16 protein-coding genes and 1 pseudogene are annotated in these 22,733 nt (G+C 73.1%); 1 reads left to right on the forward strand and 16 read right to left on the reverse strand.

Going from position 1 to position 22,733, the window contains the following annotated elements; all coding sequences use genetic code 11:
• Nucleotides 1-50: 50 nt before the first annotated feature.
• From ACIBEC_RS05145 to ACIBEC_RS05200, 12 genes and pseudogenes are all read right to left on the reverse strand, one after another.
• Nucleotides 51-3,008: an EAL domain-containing protein gene (locus ACIBEC_RS05145; RefSeq protein WP_360498831.1), complete on the reverse strand. Its 2,958-nt coding sequence runs from the start codon at nt 3,006-3,008 to the stop codon at nt 51-53.
• A gap of 455 nt (nt 3,009-3,463) precedes the next feature.
• Entirely contained in the window at nt 3,464-6,511 is a 3,048-nt protein-coding gene (locus tag ACIBEC_RS05150) for an AAA family ATPase (RefSeq protein ID WP_360498781.1), read from the reverse strand.
• 134 nt (nt 6,512-6,645) lie between these two features.
• Entirely contained in the window at nt 6,646-6,804 is a 159-nt protein-coding gene (locus ACIBEC_RS05155; protein WP_360498779.1) for a hypothetical protein, read from the reverse strand.
• A gap of 297 nt (nt 6,805-7,101) precedes the next feature.
• Nucleotides 7,102-8,604, reverse strand: a complete 1,503-nt coding sequence (gatB, locus tag ACIBEC_RS05160; RefSeq protein ID WP_360498829.1) for an Asp-tRNA(Asn)/Glu-tRNA(Gln) amidotransferase subunit GatB — start codon at nt 8,602-8,604, stop codon at nt 7,102-7,104.
• 87 nt (nt 8,605-8,691) lie between these two features.
• The gene (locus ACIBEC_RS05165; RefSeq protein WP_360498777.1) at nt 8,692-8,952 is read right to left on the reverse strand and encodes a hypothetical protein; all 261 of its coding nucleotides are present in this window, start codon (nt 8,950-8,952) and stop codon (nt 8,692-8,694) included.
• On the reverse strand, nt 8,949-10,442 hold the full coding sequence (gene gatA / locus ACIBEC_RS05170) for an Asp-tRNA(Asn)/Glu-tRNA(Gln) amidotransferase subunit GatA (protein WP_360498775.1): 1,494 nt from the start codon (nt 10,440-10,442) through the stop codon (nt 8,949-8,951). The genes ACIBEC_RS05165 and gatA overlap by 4 nt, the downstream gene beginning before the upstream one ends.
• A gap of 5 nt (nt 10,443-10,447) precedes the next feature.
• Nucleotides 10,448-10,744, reverse strand: a complete 297-nt coding sequence (gatC, locus tag ACIBEC_RS05175; RefSeq protein ID WP_030057414.1) for an Asp-tRNA(Asn)/Glu-tRNA(Gln) amidotransferase subunit GatC — start codon at nt 10,742-10,744, stop codon at nt 10,448-10,450.
• Between the two features lie 199 nt (nt 10,745-10,943).
• Nucleotides 10,944-12,698, reverse strand: a pseudogene (locus tag ACIBEC_RS05180) (putative bifunctional diguanylate cyclase/phosphodiesterase); the annotation flags it as partial.
• Nucleotides 12,699-13,083: 385 nt separating this feature from the next.
• Nucleotides 13,084-15,369, reverse strand: a complete 2,286-nt coding sequence (gene ligA, locus ACIBEC_RS05185) for an NAD-dependent DNA ligase LigA (protein WP_360498773.1) — start codon at nt 15,367-15,369, stop codon at nt 13,084-13,086.
• Between the two features lie 19 nt (nt 15,370-15,388).
• Nucleotides 15,389-16,399: a methionine synthase gene (locus tag ACIBEC_RS05190; protein WP_360498771.1), complete on the reverse strand. Its 1,011-nt coding sequence runs from the start codon at nt 16,397-16,399 to the stop codon at nt 15,389-15,391.
• A gap of 36 nt (nt 16,400-16,435) precedes the next feature.
• Entirely contained in the window at nt 16,436-17,125 is a 690-nt protein-coding gene (locus tag ACIBEC_RS05195) for an SDR family oxidoreductase (protein ID WP_360498769.1), read from the reverse strand.
• A 13-nt stretch (nt 17,126-17,138) separates the two neighbouring features.
• The gene (locus ACIBEC_RS05200) at nt 17,139-17,663 is read right to left on the reverse strand and encodes a TIGR00730 family Rossman fold protein (RefSeq protein ID WP_360498768.1); all 525 of its coding nucleotides are present in this window, start codon (nt 17,661-17,663) and stop codon (nt 17,139-17,141) included.
• 255 nt (nt 17,664-17,918) lie between these two features.
• On the opposite strand from ACIBEC_RS05200, the gene ACIBEC_RS05205 reads away from it, so the two are divergent.
• Nucleotides 17,919-18,155, forward strand: coding sequence for a hypothetical protein (locus ACIBEC_RS05205; protein ID WP_360498766.1), 237 nt, complete (start codon nt 17,919-17,921; stop codon nt 18,153-18,155).
• A 16-nt stretch (nt 18,156-18,171) separates the two neighbouring features.
• Here the strand turns inward: ACIBEC_RS05205 and ACIBEC_RS05210 are convergent, their stop codons facing one another.
• The 4 genes from ACIBEC_RS05210 to ACIBEC_RS05225 all read right to left on the reverse strand — a co-directional run bounded on the left by ACIBEC_RS05210 (nt 18,172) and on the right by ACIBEC_RS05225 (nt 22,712).
• The gene (locus tag ACIBEC_RS05210) at nt 18,172-18,729 is read right to left on the reverse strand and encodes a Uma2 family endonuclease (RefSeq protein WP_360498764.1); all 558 of its coding nucleotides are present in this window, start codon (nt 18,727-18,729) and stop codon (nt 18,172-18,174) included.
• A 177-nt stretch (nt 18,730-18,906) separates the two neighbouring features.
• Nucleotides 18,907-20,124, reverse strand: coding sequence for an alpha/beta hydrolase (locus ACIBEC_RS05215; RefSeq protein WP_360498763.1), 1,218 nt, complete (start codon nt 20,122-20,124; stop codon nt 18,907-18,909).
• A gap of 178 nt (nt 20,125-20,302) precedes the next feature.
• Entirely contained in the window at nt 20,303-21,439 is a 1,137-nt protein-coding gene (gene mnmA, locus ACIBEC_RS05220; protein ID WP_360498761.1) for a tRNA 2-thiouridine(34) synthase MnmA, read from the reverse strand.
• Between the two features lie 91 nt (nt 21,440-21,530).
• Nucleotides 21,531-22,712 (reverse strand): cysteine desulfurase family protein, encoded by a 1,182-nt coding sequence (locus ACIBEC_RS05225; protein ID WP_360498827.1) that lies wholly within the window; start codon nt 22,710-22,712, stop codon nt 21,531-21,533.
• Nucleotides 22,713-22,733 lie beyond the last annotated feature (21 nt).

Below are 22,733 nucleotides of genomic sequence, written 5' to 3' on the forward strand. Positions count from 1 at the left end.
AGAATTCGGGTGCGCATGGCAACGACCATCCTCCCGTCCAGGGTGGCGTGTCAAGCAGGTGGGATGACCGTCTCGCCATGCGGACCACCTGCCGGACCAGTAGCGGCCCGGTGTTCGGGCAGGTCAGCGCCCCCGTGGTGACGTACGACACGTCCCGGCGCGGAGTCCGGGCGGCCACTCGTCCGGGTGTCGGCGGCCGGGTATCCGCGCCGGGCGGACAGCGGGCCGAGCGGCTTCGGCAGCGGGTAGCCGCGGCGGGCCAGCGCGCGGCGCAGCCGGGGTTCGTCCAGCGTCGGTGCGAAGGCCGAGCCCTGGGCCTGCCCGCAGGCCAGCTCCTGCAGCACGGCGACCTGGCGGGGCAGGTCCACCCCCTCGGCGGCGGTGGCCATCCCGAGGTCGCGGCCGAGCCGCAGGGCGTGCCCGGCGAGCGTGCGGGCGAGCGAGGACTCGCCCAGGTCCTGGACCAGGGTGCGGTCCAGCTTGAGGCCGTCCAGGGGCAGCCGGGCGAGGGCGCCGAGCGAGCCGCTGCCGGCGCCGTAGCCGGCCAGCCAGGTGGAGACGCCGAGCCGGCGCAGCGCGGCCAGCCGGCGGCCGAGTTCGTCGGCGAGCGAGTCCGGTCCCATCCGGGCCACCTCGATCACCAGCTCGCCGGCCGGCAGGCCGCTGTCGCGCAGCGCGGCGGCCACCGTCTCGTACAGCCCGGGCGAGCAGAGCCGCTCGGCGGAGAGCCGGACGGCCACCGGGACGGGCTCCGGTACGCCTCGGCCGCGGCCGAGGCCGCGCCGGGCGGCGGCCGCGGTGACCGCCTCGTGGACCAGCCAGCGGGAGAACCGGGTGGACGCGTCGCCGTGCTCGGTGGAGCGCAGGAACTCGGCCGGGGTGAGCAGCAGGCCGCCCGCCGAGCGCCAGCGGGCCTGCGCCTCGACACCGGCCACGGTGCCGTCGGCGAGGTCCACCACGGGCTGGTGGAGCAGGGTGAAGCCGCCTTCCCGGACGGCCAGTCTCAGCCGTTCCTCCAGCTCGGTGCGGCGCTCCAGGTCGGCCCGCATCGCGGGGGTGTAGAGCACCACGCGGCCCTTGCCCTCGGACTTGGCCCGGTACATCGCGAGGTCGGCGTTGCGCATCAGTTCGTCGGCGGCGGCTCTGGGGTCGCCGGCCGGGCCGCGCTCGGGGGTGCCGAAGGAGATGCCGATGCTCGCGGCGACGCCGAGTTCGGCACCGCCGATCCAGTACGGCTCGGAGAGCGCGACGCGCAGCCGTTCGGCCAGCTCCTGGACCTGGAGGCGGCCGAGCGGGCCGCAGACCAGCGCGGCGAACTCGTCGCCGCCGAACCGGGCCACGGTGTCCCCGCAGCGGACGGCGCCCTGCAGCCGGCGGGCGGCCTGCACCAGCAGCTCGTCGCCGACCTGGTGCCCGGCGGAGTCGTTGACCGCCTTGAAGCCGTCCAGGTCGAGGAAGAGCACGGCGATCCCGGCGCCCGCCTCGCCCTGCTGGCCGCGGGCGCCGAGGGCGGCCCGCAGGCGCTGGGTGAACAGGGCCCGGTTGGGCAGGTCGGTGAGCGGGTCGTGGAAGGCGTTGTGCTGCAACTGGGCCTGGAGCATGACGCGTTCGGTGACGTCCCGGCTGTTGAGCAGCAGCCCGTCGCGGTGCCGGCTGACCGTGGACTCGACGTGCAGCCACTCGCCGCCGCCGGAGCTGATCCGGCACTCCACCCGGGCGGAGGGTTCGGCGGTGCCGGGGACGCGGTGGGCGGTGAGCCGGACCCGCGCGAGGTAGCGGCGGACCTCGGAGAGCACCCGGTCCACGTCCTCGGGGTGGACGAGGTCCAACAGGTTGCCGCCGACCAGCTCCTCCGGGTCCCGCCCGTACACGCCGAGCGCGGCCGGGGAGACGTAGGAGAGCACGCCGTTGGCCCCGGCGATCATGATGACGTCGCTGGAGCCCTGCACCAGGGAGCGGAAGTGCGCCTCCTTGTGGGCGAGTTCCTGGGCCAGCGACAGGTTGTCGAGCAGCATCACGCCTTGCCTGAGGATCAGCGCCAGCCCGACGGTGCACGCGGCCGCGGCCACCACGCGGTCCAACGCACGCCCGCCGAGGGCGTTGTAGAGGATGCCGGCGGTGCAGACCGCGGCGGCCGCGTACGGGGTGAGCACGCTGAAGGTGGTGGCCACCCGGCGGCGCGGCAGGCCGCCGGCCGAAGGGTGCTCGCGCAGTGGGCGGCGCCAGCGCTGGGACCACGGCGCCCAGGCCAGCAGCAGGCTGCCGGAGAACCAGCCGGCGTCCAGCAGTTCGCCGGAGTGGTAGCTGCTGCGCAGCTCCGGGGAGGTGAACAGGGCGTCGCACAGCACGGTGACGGCGAGCGCCAGCATCGCGGTGTGCACCGCCGCCCGGTTGCCGTCCCGGCCGCCGAAGCGCAGCCCGACCACCAGGCTGACCAGCAGGATGTCCAGCACCGGGTAGGCCAGGTTGAGGGCCAGCCGCAGCGGGGAGCCGTCCTCGCCGGCCGCGATCCGGCCGAGCGCCAGGCTCCAGCTGAGGGTGAACAGCGAGCCGGCGATCAGCCAGCCGTCGAGCAGCAGGCAGAGCCAGCCGGCCGCGGAGCGCGGGCGCTGGGCGAGCACCAGGACGCCGGTGATGGCGAGCGGGGCGAACAGCAGGAAGGCGTACTCGGCGAGCGAGTCCTGCGGCAGCGGGGTGCGCACGACCAGCTCGTACCAGCCCCAGGTGCCGTTGCCGAAGGCGACCATGAGCGAGGAGAGGCCGAACAGCAGCCAGGCCGGGCGGGCGTGCCCGCCGACCGTGCAGCCGTACACCAGGCAGGACAGCGCAGCCGCCAGGGCCGCCGCGGCCAGGCCGAAGTCGCCCATGAAGATGGACAGTCGGCGGGATCCCCAGCCGGCGGCGGCGCCCATGGCGTAGGCCAGGCAGAGTGCGCCCAGGACGAGCCCGGGCAGCGTGCGGCTCTCCAGGAGCCGGCGCAGCGGGCCGCGCCGGGCGGGCGCGGGCATGTCGACGGCGGACGTGTCGGCGGGCGGCGCGCCCGGGCGTCCGGCTCCGGGCAACACCGTATCGGTGGAGCTCACTCGGCCTCTCCCCCTCCGGCCCGGGGCCTCGCGCCCCGGCCACGGGCCACCGGACGCGCACCTCTCGGCCGTACGCGGTGACCTGGCGCCCCGTCAGGACGGTGGCCCAGGGGGTGGGCGGCCTGCCGGTCGCCGCACCGCACCGATGCTCCCAAAATGGACCCTACACCAAATCCGTCACTCAATGACACACACACTCAACTTAGAGTAATGGCGCAAGGGTGGGGAAATGCCCTCGATTCCGACGGATCGGCCCGGTTGGCGGCGGCGCGCGGGCGGGGGCTCACGCGGCGCGCACGGGATCACACGGGAGCACACGGCAGCGCCCCGCGGCCGGGACCGGACCTCGAGCGGTCCGGCCCCGGCGGCGGGGCCGGGTCTCAACGGCCGGACGGTGCCGGATCGTCCGGGAACAGCCGCAACCGGTGCGCCAGCGCGGCCGCCTCGCCCCGGCCGCCGACCGCGAGCTTGCCCAGGATGTTGGAGACGTGCACGCTTGCGGTCTTCGGAGAGATGTACAGCTCCTCGGCGATCTGCCGGTTGGTCCAGCCACGCGCGAGCAATCGGAGCACGTCCCGCTCACGGGGGGTGAGGTTGAAGGAGTCCCCGACGGACGCGGCCGGAGCCGGCTCCGCCGCCGCCCGCTCGGCGGGGGCCAGGCTCAGCCCGGCCCGCTCGGCGAGGCCCGCGATCTGCGCCCCCAGCGTCCGGTCGTCCCGTACGGCCGCCAGTTCGGCCGCCTCGCGCAGCAGTTCGGCCCCGGCCTCGCGCCGCCCGGCCAGCACCTCGGCCTCGGCGGCCCGCAGCAGGGCGAGCGCCAGCGGGAACGGCAGGCCGGTCGGCCGCAGCGCCTCGAGCGCGGCGCCCCACAGCGCGGGGGTGTCGGCGCCCTCGGCGCGGGCCAGTTCGGCCTCCAGCAGCCGGGCCCAGCCATGGTGCAGCGGCGCCCTGGGCCGCAGCACGGCGGCCGCCTCCCGGATCGCGGCCAGCGCCTCGGCCCGGCCCGCCGCGGCCTGCGGCAGGCCCCGGATGTCCGCCTCCACCCCGGCGGCCTCGGCCAGCAGCGGGTAGACGTCGGACTCGTGGCCCAGCCGTCCGCCCTCCGCCAGCGCGGCGAGCAGTTCGGCCCGGGCCTCCAGCGGTCGGCCGCCGAGCGCGGCGAGCCGCACCGCCAGGCGGCTGATCGGCACGCTGTGCTGGACCTGGCCGACCCGGTTGGCCGACCGGGCCTGCGCCAGCATGGTCGCCGCGGTGGGCAGGTCGCCCTGCAGCAGGGCGAGTTCGCCGCGCATCCGGTCCAGGAACTCGGCGTGGGTACCGCTCAGACTGGTCAGCTCGCAGGCGGCGAGCACCTCGGCGGCCTCCCCGACCCGCCCGAGGTCGGTCAGCGCCTCGACCAGGTTGCCGGTCAGGATGGTGCCGACGTTGCGCAGCAGGCCGTTGCCGTCCGCGAACTCCAGGCCCTCGCGGGCCAGCCGGACGGCGTCCTCGGCCCGGCCCAGCCCGCGCTGCATGCTGGCCAGGTTGTTGATGCCGCGCAGCAGCAGGTCGGGCACGCCCAGCCGGCGGGCCCGCTCGACCGCCCCGGCGAGCTCGGCCAGCCCGCCCTCGGCGTCGCCGTGCACGTCGTAGCGCAGGCCGCCGAGGGTCATCCGGGCGTGCACCTCGACCGCGTGCGCGCCGACCTGCTCGGCGATCCGGATCGCCCGCTCGGCGAGTTCGAGGTGCTCGGGCCCGGGCTGCTTGAGCATCGCCGAGCCGGCACCGAGCGCGAGCACCTCGGCCTGCACGGCGGACGGCGGCAGCGGTTCCACCAGCCGCAGCGCGTGGCCGATCTCCGCCTCGTCGCCGGAGCGGCGCAGGCTGCCCAGCATCCGGGCCCGGTTGATCCGGAACCAGGCCGCGCGCACCGGGTGCACCGTCTCGTCGACCAGCCGCACCCCGCGCTTGGCCAGGCTCAGGCCGCGCTCGCGGTCGCCGCAGCGCCGGGCCGCGACCACCGCCTCGGCCAGCACGTCCTCCAGCTGGATCCGGTCGCACTCCTCGTCGGCGGCGCTGTGGTCGCAGGAGCCCGGCGGGTAGGTCTCGGCCCAGTCGTACGGGCGCAGGGTGTGCGCCAGCACCTCCTCGGAGACCATGTCCCACAGCTCCAGGGCCCGTTCCAGCATGCCCAGCTGCTCGGCGAAGGCGTTGCGGCGGCGGGCCGCGCGGGCGGCCTCCAGGGCGGTCGGCAGGGCGCGGGCCGGGTCGTGCGCGTGGTACCAGTAGTTGGCCAGCCGGGCGGGCAGCGCGTCGCAGGAGACCAGTTGCGGCTGGGCCTCCACGGCGAGCGCGAACTTGCGGTTGATCCGGTGGCGTTCGCCGGGCAGCAGGTCGTCCGAAACCGCCTCGCGGACTAGCGCGTGCCGGAACCGGTAGCCCTCGCCCTCGCTGTCCGGACGCAGGATGTTGGCGCCGACGGCCGACCGCAGCGCCTCGATCAGCGCCTCCTCGTCGTCGTCCAGGACGGCGGCCAGCAGGGCGTGTTCGACGTGCGAGCCGCCCTCGGCGGCGATCCGCACCACCCGTTGGGCCTCCTCGTCCAGGCCCTCGACCCGCACCAGCAGGATGTCCCGCAGCGAGTCGGTCAGCCCGGCGCCGCAGCCGTCCTCGAAGGCGGTGGCCAGCTCCTCGACGAAGAAGGGGTTGCCCTCCGAGCGGCGGTGGATCCGGTCCACCAGCTGGCGGTCGGGGGTGGCGGTGCCGAGGATCCCGGCCAGCTGGGCGGCCACCTCGCGGCGGACGAACCGCGCCAACTCCAGCCGCTGGACGGTGCGCAGCCGATCGAGCTCGGCGAGGAAGGGGCGCAGCGGGTGCCGGCGGTGCAGGTCGTCGCTGCGGTAGGTGGCGACCAGCAGCACCCGGGAGCGGTGCAGGGTGCGCACCAGGAAGGCGAGCAGCTCGCGGGTGGAGCGGTCGGACCAGTGCAGGTCCTCGACGGCGAGGACGAGGGTACGCTCCGCGCCGAGCCGTTCGAACAGCCTCGCGGTGTGCTCGAACAGCCGGGCCCGGCCGTACTCGTCGTTGGGTTCGCCGTCGGCCTCGCCGAACTCGGAGATCAGGCGGGCGAGATGGCCCTCGCTGCCGGCCGCCGCGGCCTCGAACTCGGCGCCCAGTGAGCGGTGCAGCCGGCGTAGTGCGGCGGCCAGCGGCGCGTAGGGCAGGCCCTCGGCGCCGACCTCCAGACAGCTGCCGAGCGAGGTGACCGCGCCCCGGTCGGCGGCACGCTGCAGGAACTCCTCCAGCAGCCGGGTCTTGCCGACGCCGGCCTCGCCGCCGATCAGCACGGCCTGCGGGCTGCCGGTGCCCGCCCGGCGCAGCGCGTCGGTCAGTTCGGTGATCTCGCTGCCACGGCCGACGAAGACGGGGCTGACCGATATCTGCTGCATGGAGGCGAGCATGCCATAGCCGGTGGGGACCGGCCGAGGGGTTATCTCCCCTGGCGAACGCCCGGAGGGGGAGACGCTCACTCGCAGCGTCTCCCCCTCCGTAACTCCGTCGGCACCGCCCTGGTGCCGCACCGTCAGCATTCGGGCTGACGCACGGGGCGCCGCTGGAAGCGGGTGGCCACCGGACGCTGCCGCAGGCGGCGTGCCTCCTTGGCCTCGCGCACCAGGCGCTCGTGCTCGGCGCGGGCCACGAGCTCGTGGGCGTGTTGCTGGAAGGTCTGGTACTCGATCACTTCGGGTCCCCTTTGTGGGTTCTCACTGCTGTCTTGCTGACAGGTAAGAGCTTCCTCTCCCAGTGGGGGGTGCGGCATCGGGAGCGTGCCCGATCTTCGGGGGCCCGGAGGCCTTAGATCGGGCGCCAGGAAAGGTTTAAGGCCCGGTCTCACCCCATTACGGGGGTGAGACCGGGCCTTAGACCTTACTTAGAGGGCCTTAGATGCCTTAGGCGCCTTAGGAAGGAAGGGTCGACAGCCTAGGTGCCCTGGGAAGAAGCCGCTCAGGCGGAGCCGCCCGGCTTCTCCAGGCTGTGCTTACTGTCCTTCCACGCCCAGCTTCTCGAGGATCAGGTCCTTCACGCGGGCGGCGTCGGCCTGGCCGCGGGTGGCCTTCATGACCGCGCCGACCAGCGCGCCCACGGCCTGGATCTTGCCGTCGCGGATCTTGGCGGCAATCCCCTCGTTCTCGGCGATCGCCTGGTCGACGGCGGCGCCCAGCGCGGAGTCGTCCGAGACCACGGCCAGGCCGCGCTTCTCGACGATCTCGTCCGGCTCGCCCTCGCCGGCCAGCACGCCCTCGATGACCTGGCGGGCCAGCTTGTCGTTCAGCTTGCCCTCGGCGACCAGCGCGGCGACCCGGGCGACCTGCACCGGGGTGATCGGCTGCTCGCTCAGCTCGGTGCCGGTCTCGTTGGCGCGGCGGGCCAGCTCGCCCATCCACCACTTGCGGGCCTGGTCGGCCGGGGCACCGGCCGCGATGGTCTCCTGGATCGGCCCCACCGCACCGGCGTTGAGGACGGACTGCATGTCCTTGTCGGACAGCCCCCACTCGGCCTGCAGCCGGGCGCGGCGCACCCGCGGCAGCTCGGGCAGGGCGGCGCGCAGCTCCTCGACCCACGCGCGGGCGGGGGCCACCGGCACCAGGTCCGGCTCGGGGAAGTAGCGGTAGTCCTCGGCGTTGTCCTTGATCCGGCCCGAGGTGGTGCTGCCGTCGTCCTCGTGGAAGTGACGGGTCTCCTGGACGATGGTGCCGCCGTCGCTCAGCACGGTGGCGTGCCGCCGGATCTCGTACCGGGCGGCCCGCTCCACGCTGCGCAGCGAGTTGACGTTCTTGGTCTCCGAGCGGGTGCCGAACTTCTCGGTGCCGTTCGGGCGCAGCGACAGGTTGACGTCGCAGCGCATCTGGCCCTTGTCCATCCGGGCCTCGGAGACGCCGAGGGAGCGGATGACCTCGCGCAGCTCGGCGACGTACGCCTTGGCGACCTCGGGGGCGCGCTCGCCGGCCCCCTCGATCGGCTTGGTGACGATCTCGATCAGCGGGATGCCGGCCCGGTTGTAGTCGAGCAGCGAGTGGGTGGCGCCGTGGATGCGGCCGGTCGCGCCACCGACGTGGCTGGACTTGCCGGTGTCCTCCTCCATGTGGGCGCGCTCGATCTCCACGCGGAAGGTCGAGCCGTCCTCGAGCTGCACGTCGAGGTAGCCGTTGAAGGCGATCGGCTCGTCGTACTGCGAGGTCTGGAAGTTCTTGGGCATGTCCGGGTAGAAGTAGTTCTTCCGGGCGAACCGGCACCACTCGGCGATGTCGCAGTTCAGCGCCAGGCCGATCTTGACGGCCGACTCCACGCCGACCGCGTTGACCACCGGCAGCGAGCCCGGCAGGCCCAGGCAGGTCGGGCAGGTCTGGCTGTTCGGCTCGGCGCCCAGCTCGGTCGAGCAGCCGCAGAACATCTTGGTCTTGGTACCGAGCTCGACGTGGACCTCAAGGCCCATCACCGGGTCGTACGACGCCAGAGCGTCCTCGTAGGAGACCAGGGTCATGACGCTCACAGCGTCCCTTCTCAACTAAAGACTCGGGAGGTACGGGCCCGGCCGCCGCTCGCGCGGGGCCGGGCCTGGGCGCTCGGCTCAGCCCAGCAGCACGTCGTCGGAGCCCAGCCGGCGCAGCTCGCGCACCAGCAGGGCGGTGCCGGTGATCAGCGCGGCGGCACCGACCAGGGCGTTGACCAGCTTGAGGGTGTCGCTCTCCTCGCGGGCCTTGCGGACGTCCTTGGCGATGGAGACCGCGCCGAAGGCGCTGGTGCCGATGGACAGCCACAGGCCGGGCTTCGAGTGCTTGAAGCCCTTCAAAGAAGTCGACTGGGCCTTCGCCTTCTCGATCTTGCTCACAGTGCCGGTGCCTCCTCCAGCAGGGTGTGCCCCCACTTGTCGTTGAGTGCGGCCTCGACGGCGCCGCCCACGCGGTACAGGCGGTCGTCCGCCATCGCGGGTGCGATGATCTGCAGGCCGACCGGGAGATTGTCCTCCGGCGCCAGGCCGACCGGCAGCGACATGGCCGCGTTGCCCGCCAGGTTCGACGGAATCGTGCACAGGTCGGCCAGGTACATCGCCATCGGGTCGTCGGCGCGCTCGCCGATCGGGAAGGCGGTGGTCGGCGTGGTCGGCGAGACCAGCACGTCCACGCCGGCGAAGGCCGCGTCGAAGTCCCGCGAGATGAGCGTGCGGACCTTCTGGGCCGAGCCGTAGTAGGCGTCGTAGTAGCCCGAGGAGAGGGCGTAGGTGCCCAGGATGATGCGGCGCTTGACCTCGTCGCCGAAGCCGGCCTCACGGGTCAGCGCGGTGACCTCCTCGGCCGAGCGGGTGCCGTCGTCGCCGACCCGCAGGCCGTAGCGCATCGCGTCGAAGCGGGCCAGGTTGGAGGAGCACTCGCTCGGCGCGATCAGGTAGTACGCCGGCAGCGCCAGGGTGAACGACGGGCAGGAGACCTCGACGACCTCGGCGCCCAGCTCGCGCAGCAGCTCCACCGACTCGTTGAAGCGCTCCATCACGCCGGCCTGGTAGCCCTCGCCGGCGAACTCCTTGACGACGCCGATCCGCATGCCGCGGACGTCGCGCATCTTCGCGGCCTCGACCACGGCCGGGACCGGCGCGTCGATCGAGGTGGAGTCCAGCGGGTCGTGCCCGGCGATGGCCTCGTGCAGCAGCGCCGCGTCCAGCACGGTGCGGGCGCACGGGCCGCCCTGGTCCAGGCTGCTGGAGAAGGCGACCAGGCCGTAGCGGGATACCGAGCCGTAGGTCGGCTTGACGCCGACGGTGCCGGTGACGGCGCCGGGCTGGCGGATCGAGCCGCCGGTGTCGGTGCCGATCGCCAGCGGGGCCTCGAAGGCGGCCAGCGCGGCGGCCGAACCGCCGCCGGAGCCGCCGGGGATGCGGGTGAGGTCCCACGGGTTGCCGGTCGGGCCGTAGGCGGAGTTCTCGGTGGAGGAGCCCATCGCGAACTCGTCCATGTTGGTCTTGCCGAGGATGACGACGCCGGCGTCCTTGAGACGGGAGGTCAGCGTGGCGTCGTACGGCGGGATCCAGCCCTCGAGCATCTTGGAGCCGCAGGTGGTGGGGACGCCCTTGGTGGTGAAGACGTCCTTCAGCGCGAGCGGGACGCCGGCCAGCGGGCCCAGCTCCTCGCCCTTGGCGCGCTTCTCGTCGACGGCCTTGGCGGCGGCCAGCGCGCCCTCGGTGTCGACGTGCAGGAAGGCGTTGACCTTCTTGTCGACGGCCTCGATGCGGTCCAGGTGCGCCTGCGCGACCTCGACGGCGGACACCTCGCCCTTGGCGATGGCGCCCGCGGTCTCGGCGGCGGTGTAGCGAATCAGCTCGGTCATCTCGGTCAGTCCTCCCCGAGGATCTGCGGCACACGGAAACGCTGCTCTTCGGCGGCGGGGGCGCCGGACAGCGCCTGCTCCGGGGTGAGCGAGGGCCGCACCTCGTCCGCGCGCATGACGTTGGTCAGCGGCAGCGGGTGGGAGGTCGGCGGGACGTCCTGTCCGGCGACCTCGGAAACGCGGGCGACCGCGCCGATGATCACGTCGAGCTGCTCGGCGAAGTGGTCCAGCTCTTCGGGCTTCAGCTCAAGACGCGACAGCCGGGCGAGGTGGGCGACCTCCTCGCGCGTGATGCCAGGCATGCAGCGATCCTCAGGGTGAGTTCTGGTGAGACCCGGCGGTGCCTTGCGGGCGGTGCCGGGCCCGGGCAGGAGCAGCCGGGTTCGGCGCTCCGTCCTCATGGTCTTTGGACCCATCCTATGGGGCCCGGCCCGGCCACCGGCCAACGAGTGAGCCGCGGCGCCCGTCACCGCCGAGCCGGCGCCCCCACCGCCGCGTCCGTCACTGCGACCGGAAGCGGGCCCAACTCTGCGCGCTCGGCGCCTTGATCTCCATCTGCGCGGCCTGCGCCGCCTGGACCACCGGCGGCAGCACGGGGGGCATCACCGGCGGCAGCACGGGCGGGAGCGTCGGCGGCAGCACGGGCGGCATGGCCGGCTGGACGACCGGTTTGCCCTGGACCGGCATGCCCTGGACCGACTGGAAGCCGGCGCGCAGCTGGGGCGGCGCGCCCAGTCGCTCCACCGGCGGGGCGCCGGTGCGGTGCACCAGCAGCCAGGCGGTGGCCTGCTCGGCCGGCATCGCGGCCGACACCAGCCAGCCCTGGACGGCGTCCACGCCCATGCAGTGCAGCCGCTCCCAGGTCTCGTCGTCCTCGACGCCCTCGGCGACCACGGTCAGGCCCAGCGAGTGGGCGAGCTCCACCGAGCAGCGCACCACCGCCGCGTCGTGGTCGTCGATGACCATGCGGGAGACGAAGGAGCGGTCGATCTTCAGCTCGCCGACGGGCAGGCTGCGCAGCCGCACCAGCGAGGAGTGCCCGGTGCCGAAGTCGTCCAGGGACATCCCGACGCCGTAGCCGCGCAGTTCGGCGAGGGTGTCGGCGGCCCGCCGGGAGTCGTCCAGCAGCAGCCGCTCGGTGATCTCCAGCTGGAGCGCGTGGGCCGGCACCTGGTGGCGCACGAGGTGGCCGGCGACGCGCTGGGCGAAGCCGGGGTTGAGCACGTCCCGCGGCGAGACGTTGACCGCGACCTGCACCTGCAGCCCCTGGTCGCGCCAGTAGGCGAGCTGGCCGACCGCGGCCTCCAGCACGTAGTCGGTGAGCCGGGGCATCAGGCCGCTGGACTCGGCGAGCCCGACGAACTCGTCCGGCGAGACCCGGCCCTGGCCGGGGCGGTCCCAGCGCAGCAGGGCCTCCAGGCCGACCACCCGGCCGTCGAAGGCCACTTTCGGCTGGTAGTGCAGCTGTACCTCGCCGGTCTCCAGGGCCCGGCGCAGGTCCCCGAGCAGTCCGATCCGGTAGGGGGTGTCGGCGTCCTGGGTCTCGTCGTACTGGGCGACGCCGCTGCAGCCGCGCTGGGCGTGGCCCATCGCGACGTCGGCGCGGCGCAGCAGCGACTCGGCGTCCTGGGCGTGCTGCGGGTAGACGCAGACGCCGGCGCTGGCCTCCAGGACGAGCAGCAGCCCGTCCAGCCGGATCGGGGCGGCCAGTTCGGCGATCAGTGCCTTGGCGACCCGTTCCAGGCTGTCCGGGCAGTTGATGCCGGGCAGCAGGACGGCGAACTCGTCGCCGCCCATCCGGGCCACCATCGGGCGGCCGCGCCGGTAGTGCCGGGGCAGCCCGGCGAAGACGTCGTCGATGGACTCCCGGGTGGCGCTGCCGGCCGGTCCGCCGGAGCGCAGCGCGCGGTGCAGTCGGCGGGAGATGTGAACCAGCAGGCGGTCACCGGCCGTATGACCAAGTGTGTCATTGAGTGATCGGAAGCGGTCGAGGTCAAGCAGGATGAGACCGACGCTGAAGCCCGGGTCGCATTCGGCGATCGCCTCCTGGGCGGCCAGTAGGAGGGCCTGACGGTTGGGCAGGTCCGTCAGCGGGTCGGTCAGTTGGTCGCGGGCGCGGTCCCGGGCGATCCGCCAGGCCGCGATCAGCACGGCCAGGGGCACCGCGAACAGCGGCAGCAGCTCGGGTTCGTACCGGTAGACCAGGACGGCCAGCGGGATGAGCGGCGCAGCTCCGGCCAGCAGCACGCCGAGCAGCAGGACCGCACCTGCCACCCCCTGCGGCGGGCGTGTGGGCGCACCGCCGGTCGTACGATCCATAAGCCCTGTCCTCCGTCGGGCCCGCCCCGTCAGGCCGCCTTACGGTGAGGCACCGTGCCGGTACCGACAGCTGCCGGGCATGGAGCGACCCCGAGGAGCACCGGCACAGCCGGTGCCCCCACCCCTGCTGACATTCTGTTGCGTTCCAGGGTATGCCGGGGTCCACCCGGTGGGCAGACTTTCGGACAACCGGAAACGCGCTGACCCGCCCGAGTGTCACACAGTGACACAATGCCCGCTTTCACTGCACGGCACCCGGTGACGTTGCATCAGGACGATAACAACACGGATTCGGCCACCCGCCGCTCGGGTCGGCCCCGGGTCAGCCCTCGGCGGGCGCCTCCGACGGCTCGGCGGCCTCCTCCGGCTCCGGAAGTCCCAGGTGGGCGCGGGCGGCGGCCGGTCCGCCGGCCAGCAGTGCGGCGAAGCCCGCGTCGTCCAGGACCGGCAGTCCAAGCTGAACAGCCTTGTCGTACTTGGACCCTGGGTTGTCACCAGCGACCACAAAATCGGTCTTCTTCGAAACCGAACCGGTCACCTTCGCTCCGCGCGAGGTCAGCGCCTCCTTGGCGCCGTCCCGGGTGTGGCCGGCCAGGGTGCCCGTCACCACGACGGTCAGACCCTCCAGCGGGCGCTCCGCCTCCTCCTCGTCCGCGAACTCCTCGACGAAGCGGACACCCGCGGCACGCCACTTCTCCAGGATCTGCCGGTGCCAGTCCTCCTGGTACCACTCGACCACCGACCGGGCGATGATCGGCCCGACCCCCTCGACCGCGGCCAGCTCCTCCTCGGTGGCCGAGAAGATCCGGTCCAGGTCGCGGAACTCCCGGGCCAGCTCCTGGGCCGCGACCGGCCCCACATGCCGGATCGAGAGACCGTTGAGGAACCGCCAGAGCGGACGTTCCTTCACCTTCTCCAGGTTCTCCAGCAGGATTGCGGCGGTCTTCTTGGGCTCGCCCTTCTGGTTGGCGAAGAAGGTGGCCTTCTTCTCCTTGCCGGTCCGGTCGTCCAGCTTGGGCATGCCGGTCTTCTGGTCGCGCACCAGCACCTGGATCGGCAGCAGCTGCTCCATCGTCAGCCCGAAGATGTCGCCCTCGTCCCGCACCGGCGCCTCCGTCGGCTCCAGCGGCTGCGTCAGCGCGGTGGCCGCGACGTAGCCGAGGCCCTCGACGTCCAGCGAGGAACGGCCGCCCAGGAAGGCGATCCGCTCCCGGATCTGCGCCGGGCAGAACTGGGCGTTGGGGCAGCGCAGATCGATGTCCCCCTCGGCCATCGGGCGCAGCTCCGCCCCGCACTCGTGGCAGTGCGAGGGCATCACGAACTCCTGCTCGGTGCCGTCCCGCAGGTTCTCCACCGGGCCGAGGATCTCCGGGATCACGTCACCGGCCTTGCGCAGCACGATCGTGTCGCCCAGCAGCACGCCCTTGGCCTTGACGACCTGCTGGTTGTGCAGCGTCGCGTACTGCACCATCGAACCGGCCACCTTCACCGGCTCTGCCAGCACCGCGAACGGCGTCGCCCGGCCGGTGCGGCCGATGCCGACGCGGATCTGGGCGAGCCTGCCGGTGACCTCCTCCGGCGGGTACTTCCAGGCGATCGCCCAGCGCGGGGACTTGGAGGTGGCGCCGAGCCGGCCCTGCAGGGCGATCTCGTCCACCTTGACCACGACGCCGTCGATCTCGTGCTCGACCGAGTGCCGCTGCTCGCCGAAGTGCCCGATGAAGGCCCGCACCTCGTCGAGGGTCTTCACCACCTTGTTGTGCCGGGCGGTCGGCAGGCCCCAGTCGTGCAGCAGTCGGTAGGCGTGCGACTGGTTGTCGATGTCGAAGCCGATCCGGGCGCCGATGCCGTGCACCACCATGTGCAGCGGGCGGGAAGCGGTGACCAGCGGGTCCTTCTGGCGCAGCGAACCGGCGGCGGCGTTGCGGGGGTTCATGAACAGCCGGATCATCGCCCGGGGCCGCTTGCCCTCCTTGGCGCGCTCCTCGTTCTCCAGGCGGCGGCGCTCGTTCTCCGCCACGAACGAGGCGTTGAGCGCCTCGAAGGCCTCGGTCGGGAAGTAGACCTCGCCGCGGATCTCCACCAGCTCGGGGATGTCGTCGCCCTTGAGCTGGTGCGGGATCTCCTTGATGGTGCGGACGTTGGCGGTGATGTCCTCGCCCACCCGGCCGTCGCCGCGCGTCGCCGCCTGCACCAACTGGCCGTTCTCGTAGGTGAGGTTGACGGCCAGGCCGTCCACCTTGAGCTCGCACAGGTAGTGGTAGTCGATGCCGTGCAGCTCGCTCGCGACGCGCTCGGCCCAGGCGGCGAGCTCCTCGTCGTCCATCGCGTTGTCGAGGCTGAGGAGGCGCTCGCGGTGCTCCACCTCGGCGAACAGCTCGGTGGGGGCGCCGCCGACCTTCTGGGTGGGCGAATCCGGGGTGGCCAGGGCCGGGTGCTCGGCCTCCAGCGCCTCCAGCTCGCGCATCAGGGCGTCGAACTCGGAGTCGGTGACGACCGGCGCGTCCTGCTCGTAGTACCGGACGCGGTGGTCGGTGACCTCCTGCGCCAGCTCGGCGTGCCGCCGCCGTACCTCCGCCGGGACGTCCTTGCCCTCGACAGCCGTCACCGCAAGCCCTCCTACGTTCTCATTCCGGGTTGTCCACCAGGCTCTGCGCCGCCCGCACGCTCTGGGACAGCGCCTTGCGCGCGTACGCCGGGGAGGCCCCGGCCAGCCCGCAGGTCGGCGTCACCAGCACGCGACGGCCCAGCAGCTCCGGGGCGAACCCGAGCCTGCGCCACAAGGTCCTGACACCCTGGACACTACCGGCCGGGTCGGACACCGCCTGGTCAGTGGAGGGGACGACACCGGCGAGGATCATCGTGCCCGCCTCCACGGCCTCGCCGAGGTCGTCGTCGGACCGCTCGGTGAGGAGCGCGAAGTCGAGGGAGACGCCGGCCACTCCGGCGCGGCGCAGCAGCGGGATCGGGACCTCGGGGGCGCAGGAGTGCACCACGACCGGCGCGTCGAGGTTGGTGATCACCTCCCGCAGCACCTCCTCGGCCACCTGCCGGTCCACGGCGCGCAGCCGCTGGAAGCCGCTGGCGGTCTTCACCGAGCCGGTCAGGACGGCGGGCAGCGAGGGCTCGTCGAGCTGGAGGACCACCTGGGCACCGGGTACGCGCTTGCGGACGTCCGCGAGGTGGCGGCGCAGGCCCTCGGTGAGCGAGCCGGCGATGTCCCGGCACGCGCCGTGGTCGGAGAGCGCCTTCTCGCCGTACTTCAGCTCGATGCTCGCCGCCAGCGTCCACGGGCCGACGGCCTGGACCTTCAGCGCGCCCTGGTAGCCCTGGGTGAACTCCTCCAGGGCGTCCAGGTCCTCGCCGAGCCAGGAGTGGGCGCGCTTGGTGTCCCGGCCGGGCCGGTCGGTGAACCGCCAGCCGCTGGGCTCGGTCTGCGCGAACAGCTCGACGAGGAAACCGGCGCCGCGCCCGATCATGTCGGCGCCGGGGCCGCGCGCGGGCAGCTCGGGCAGGAACGGCAGGTGCTCCAACGCGCCGGTGGCCGTCTTGGCCGCCTCACGGGCGTCGACACCGGGCAGCGAGCCGACACCGGTGGCGGCGCCGCGCAGGTCGGGGAAGGGGTGGGGAGTGCTCACCCGTCCGAGCCTAGTGCGCGGCGCCTGCCGGGTCGGTCAGTACCCGGGGCGGACGGTGATGTCCGTGATCTCCGCGTCCCGGGAGGTGTCCAGGGCAGCCAGGACCGCCTTGGCCACGGACTCGGGCTCGATCCAGCGGTCGGCGTCGTACTCCTTGCCCTCCTGCTGGTGCACCTTGACCTGCATCGCGGTGGCGGTGCGGCCGGGGTAGACCGAGGTGACCCGGACGCCGCCCGCGTGCTCCTCGGCGCGCAGCGAGTCGGCCAGCGCCTTCAGGCCGTGCTTGCTGGCCGCGTACGCCGACCACTCGGCGTGGGCGTTCAGGCCCGCGCCGGAGTTGACGAAGACCACGTGGCCCTTGACGAGGCGGAGGGAGGGCAGCAGGAGGCGGGTCAGCTCGGCGGGGGCGACCAGGTTGACGTTCAGGGTCTGTTGCCAGGCCTTGACCGGCAGTTCGCCGACCTGGCCCAGCTCGACGACGCCCGCGACGTGCAGCAGGGAGTCCAGCGTGACGGGCAGCGCCTGGTGGCCGAAGGCCCAGGAGAGCTTGGCCGGGTCGCCGAGGTCGCCGACCAGTGTGCGGGCGCCGGGGAAGCGCTCCCGCAGCTCGGCGGCGCGGCGGGCGTCGCGGGCCAGCAGCCAGAGGTCGTCCCCGCGCTCGGCGAGCTTCCCGGCCAGGACGGCGCCGATGCCGGAGCCGGCGCCGGTGATCAGATGTGCAGCCATGGCTCCGATCCTCTCAGGCCTTGAGCTGCGCAAAAACCTCGGAGGGCGTGGCGGCGAAGGTGATCAGCTCGGCGAGCGGCCGGGGCAGGAAGCCCTCGGCGTCCATCCGCTCCAGCTGCGTCCGCAGGCCCGCGTAGAAGCCCTCGGTGTCCAGGACGACCACCGGCTTCTCGAACATCCCGTGCTTCTTGAGCTCCAGCACCTCGGTCACCTCGTCCAGCGTGCCCAGCCCGCCCACCAGGACGACGATCGCGTCCGCCCGGGCCGCCAGTTCGGCCTTCCGCTCGGCCAGGTCGCCGGTCATGACGAGCTCGTCCGCGCCGACGTAGCCCTTGTGCTTCAGCATCTCGACCATGACCCCGACGAGCTTTCCGCCGGCCGCCTTCACCTCGTCGGCCAGCAGGCCCATCAGGCCGGCGTTCGAGCCGCCCCACACCAGGGTGTGCCCGCCCTCCCCCAGGAGCCGGGCGAACTCGGCGGCGGGGGCGGTGTAGCGGTCATCGAGCGAGTACGCGGAGCAGAAAACGCAGATATTCATAGTGCTGATTGGTCTATCACGCCCCGGCGCCCCCGCTCACCGGCATTACGGCGACCACGGGCAACCCCCATGGTGCTGCGCGTGCGCCACCTTGAGATATCCGACCTGATCACGGCCGTGGATCCGTGCGACGGCCGCCGGCCGTGGTCGGGGCCGTGCTGCTGCTCGCCCCGGCGCTGGCCGCCGCCCTCGTGCTGCTGACAGCCTCCGACCGGACGCGGCTACCTGCTCCCCCTCGCCGTCTACGCGGCGGCGGTGCTGCTCTCGCTCGCCGCCTACTTCACCCTGCCGTTCCGCGCCGGCACCCTGGCGATGGTCATCGGCCTCGGCCCGCTGACGCTGCTGCGGCCGGCCGCCGTCGCCACCGCCTGCGCCGGTGCCCTGCTGAACGGCGGCGGCGCGGCGGCCCTGCTGGTCGGCGTGGTCGCGGGCGCGGCGGTGCTGTGCGTCGAGCCGTTGGTGCACCGGCGCTGGTACCGCGAGGTGCAGTAGAGCCCGGCTCCGGAGCTCAGTCCTGGTACGGAACGAGCTCCGACAGGCTCAGCGTGAAGCCGAACGGCTCCGGAATGCCGATCGCGTCGCCGAACTTCCGGTCGCTGCGGGTGTGGTAGCGGTCGTGGTTCGGATCGGAGAAGAGCGTCACCGTCTGCTGGCGCGGGTCCACGATGAGGTAGAGCGGGATGTGCATCGCCGCGTAGTCGTACAGCTTGTCCATCCAGTCGTTCCCCGGATTGGACGGTGAGACGATCTCCACGGCGATCAGCGCTTCCGCAGCCGGAGCCTTGTTGCCCGCCCCGGAGAGGACCTCCACCGGCAGGTACGTCAGGTCCGGCTCGCGCCCCTTGGAGACGTCCGGGCTGACGATTTCGCTCCGCTCGCTGGGGAGGTAGCCGTCAGGAGCGTGCTGCTCGAACTGCCTGCGCACCTGGGCCATGTTGAGCTGATGGATGTTGGACGGCGACGCCTGCATGATCAGCGTGTCTCCGGACCATTCGATCCGGACGCCTTCCGGGGCAATCCGCTCCAACTCCTCGATGAAGTCCCGGTGCTGCTCGTAGAAGGTCATGCCGTCCTCTCCGGGGGGTACGCCTCGGGCATCGTAGCCGCCGGATCCGTCACGCGGGCGAAGGCCCGGCGGTAGGAGCAGGACGGGACTCCCCGGCGCTGTCACTCATGCTCACGACCACCTCTCGCGGCGAAGCGCGCGGGAGGCACCTGTCCACTCGCCCTGGGTGGCGGCTGATCACGGGTGCTGGAAGAGCACCTCGGGGTTCGCTGCCGAGGGGCCGTCGAGGAGGGGCTGGTGGATTCCCTTCAGGGTCCGGTCGAAGAAGGCTCCGACGTACTCCCGGGTGAGCTGCATCCCGCGCTCCGGGGAGGTGGTCAGGTCCGGGGGGAGGGGAAGGCCGGCCTCGGCGGCCAGGATGGGGACGTCCGTGAAGCCGGCGTGCGCCGTGCCGGCGACGGCCAGCCAGGGCTTGTAGCCGTCCCAGCCCGCCCAGGTCTGTCCCCAGGACGGGTCTCCGCTGCCGGCGGAGTGGTCGCTCTGCTTCCCGAGCAGGAGGAAGGAGCGTCCCTTGAGGCTGTCGGTCGGAGTCGGCGGGAAGAACGTTCCGTCCATGTTCACTCCGGCGAGGATCCGCTGGTCCTCGGCCATCGCCGTCAGCGTTGACGCGCCGCCGATCGAGTGTCCGGCCATGCCGATGCGGCTGCGGTCGATCAGGTGGGCCAGGCGCCAGGCCGGGTGGTGCCCGGTCAGCTGGTCCAGGACGAACGACACGTCCTTCGCGCGGCTGTCGGGGAGCGTGTCCGGTGCCCCGGTCTCGCACAGGGCGCATCCGGGGGTGCTGCCGTCGGCGAGCGTCTCGCCGGAGTCCTCGTAGGGGTGGCCGACCAGGGCCACGACGTAGCCGTGGGCGGCCAGGTCGGTCGCCAGGCCGGTCAGTGTGGCGCGGGGGTTCTCGAAGCCCGGGGAGAGGACCACCAGCGGGAACCTCCCGCCTGCGGCCTTCGCGTCGGTGTAGGCGTAGGTCTTCAGATCCGCGAGGTCCTGCGGCTGGAGTCCGGTCCCCGGCGGAACCCGGGTCGCCACGAAGCCCTGCGCCTCGCCGAGGCTCATGTACGGGGCGGGCGCGCCGGTGTCCTGCCGGGCCGGGTAGAACATCGACACCGTCAGCTGCCGGGGCCCGGCGGAGGGTACCCAGGGGTCGGTGCGGGCCCGGTCGGTCAGGTGCAGGACCTCCTCGCCGGCCGCGTACGGCCCGGTCGGGCGGGGCAGTTCGCCGTGGAAGGCGGCCGGGGTCGAGGCCGCCGGGGTCGAGGCGTCGGCGACAGCGGCGGGCGCGGTGGCGGACGGCGGCGACGACAGCGACGGCGACGAGGCCATGGCGGCCCCGGCCAGCGGGAGGGGCAGGGCGAGGGCGAGGGCCGCGATGGCCGCGATACGGCGGGTTCGGTTCATGGCCCTGAGAGTAGGTTCGTGGCCCGGACCGTCGAATCAGCCCGACGAATGCAATCTCCGGCCGTGGTCATTCGGAGGATTCATCGGCGTCATCCAATGGGATGACCACGGCCCCGCCCACCCCATGCCCACGCCCGCACCCCCGAACCGGCGGCGCGGGCGGGACAGGCGGGTGTGCTCAGGCGTTGACGGCCGGGCGTTCGGTGGTGGCGATGGTGGCGGAGCCGACGACGCGGGTGCCGTCGTACAGCACCACGGCCTGGCCGGGGGCGATGCCGCGGGCCGGGGTGTCGAGGCGGACGTGGAGCTCGCCGTCGACCACCGAGGCGTTCACCGGCACCTCCTCGCCGTGGGCACGCAGCTGGGCGGTGTAGCGGCCGTCGGCCAGGGGCTCGGTGCCGCACCAGCGGGGGCGGATGGCGGTGAGCGCGGTGACGTCGAGGCCCTCGACCGGGCCGACGGTCACGGTGTTGTTCACCGGGGAGATGTCGAGGACGTACCGCGGCTTGCCGTCCGCCGCCGGGCGGCCGATGCGCAGGCCCTTGCGCTGGCCGATGGTGAAGCCGTACGCACCGTCGTGCTCGCCGAGCTTGGTGCCGTCGGTGTCGAGGATGTCGCCGGTCGCGGTGCCGAGGTGCTTGGCGAGGAAGCCCTGGGTGTCGCCGTCGGCGATGAAGCAGATGTCGTGGCTGTCCGGCTTCTTCGCGACCGCGAGGCCGCGGCGCTCGGCCTCCTCGCGGATGACGTCCTTGGTGGTGTCGCCGAGCGGGAAGAGGGAGTGGGCGAGCTGGTCGGCGTCGAGGACGCCGAGCACGTACGACTGGTCCTTGGCGCCGTCGACCGCGCGGTGGAGTTCGCGCGAGCCGTCCGGCAGGTCGACGATCCGGGCGTAGTGGCCGGTGCAGACGGCGTCGAAGCCGAGGGCGACGGCCTTGTCCAGCAGCGCGGCGAACTTGATCTTCTCGTTGCAGCGCAGGCACGGGTTGGGGGTGCGCCCGGCCGCGTACTCGGCGACGAAGTCGTCGATGACGTCCTCGCGGAAGCGCTCGGCGAGGTCCCAGACGTAGAACGGGATGCCGATCACGTCGGCCGCTCGCCAGGCGTCCCGGGAGTCCTCGATGGTGCAGCAGCCGCGCGCGCCGGTGCGGAAGGACTGCGGGTTGGCGGAGAGCGCCAGGTGGACGCCGGTCACCTCGTGCCCCGCTTCGACGGCGCGGGCGGCGGCGACGGCGGAGTCGACTCCGCCGGACATCGCCGCGAGCACGCGCAGACGGCCAGTGGACGGAGTGGTCGGGGCACCCGGGAAGTCAGTCATGATGCCAATAAGCGTACGGGTTGAACCGACTGTTCCCCGAGCCGATATCGGCGCCGCATCGGCGCACCCTCGGCACCGCATCAGCCCCGCGTCAGCGCCGCACCGATGCCAGCCCGGCGTTGCGCGCCCGCTGGACGACCGGGCCGATGGCTTCCGCGATCGCCGTGACGTCCTCCGGCACCGAGGTGTGCCCGAGCGAGAACCGCAGCGAGGCACGGGCCAGCAGCGGGTCGACGCCCATCGCGAGCAGGACGTGGCTGGGCTGCGGCACCCCGGCCGTGCAGGCGGAGCCGGTGGAGCACTCGATCCCCGCCGCGTCGAGCAGCATCAGCAGGGCGTCGCCCTCGCAGCCGGGGAAGGAGAAGTGCGCGTTGGCGGGCAGTCGGCCCTCGGCGGCCGGGTCGCCGTTGAGGACGGCGTCCGGCACGGCGGCCAGGACGGAGGCCACCAGTTCGTCGCGCAGCGTGCCGAGGGTCACCGCGTGCTCCTCGCGGTGCTCCACGGCCCATGTCGCGGCGGCCGCGAAGCCGGCGGCTCCGGGGGCGTCCAGGGTGCCGGAGCGTACGTCGCGTTCCTGGCCTCCGCCGTGCAGCAGCGGTACGGGTGCGGCGCCCCGGGAGAGCAGCAGCGCGCCGATGCCGAACGGGCCGCCGATCTTGTGACCGGTGACGGTGAGCGCGGTGAGCCCCGACTCGGCGAAGGAGACCGGGACCTGACCGAGCGCCTGCACCGCGTCGGCGTGCATCGGGATGCCGTACTCGGCGGCGACGGCGGCGAGTTCGCGCACCGGCTGGATGGTGCCGACCTCGTTGTTGGCCCACATCACGGTGACCAGGGCAACCGACGAGGGGTCGCGTTCGATCGCGGCGCGCAGCGCCTCGGGGTGCACCCGGCCCAGGGGGTCCACCGGCAGGTACTCGACGCAGGCGCCCTCGTGTTCGGAGAGCCAGTGCACCGCGTCCAGCACCGCGTGGTGCTCGACCGGGCTGCACAGCACCCGGGTGCGGGCCGGGTCGGCGTCCCGGCGGGCCCAGTAGAGGCCCTTGACCGCCAGGTTGTCGGACTCGGTGCCGCCGCCGGTGAGCACGATCTCGCTGGGGCGGGCGCCGAGCGAATCGGCCAGCGACTCGCGGGCCTCCTCGACCACCCGGCGGGCTCGGCGGCCGGCCGCGTGCAGGGACGAGGCGTTGCCGACCACCCCCAGGTGCGCCGTCATCGCGGCGATCGCCTCGGGCAGCATCGGCGTGGTCGCCGCATGGTCCAGGTATGGCATAACCATCCGATTGTAGAGGGC

It is taken from the genome of Kitasatospora sp. NPDC051164 (genome assembly GCF_044455625.1).
GTDB lineage: Bacteria > Actinomycetota > Actinomycetes > Streptomycetales > Streptomycetaceae > Kitasatospora.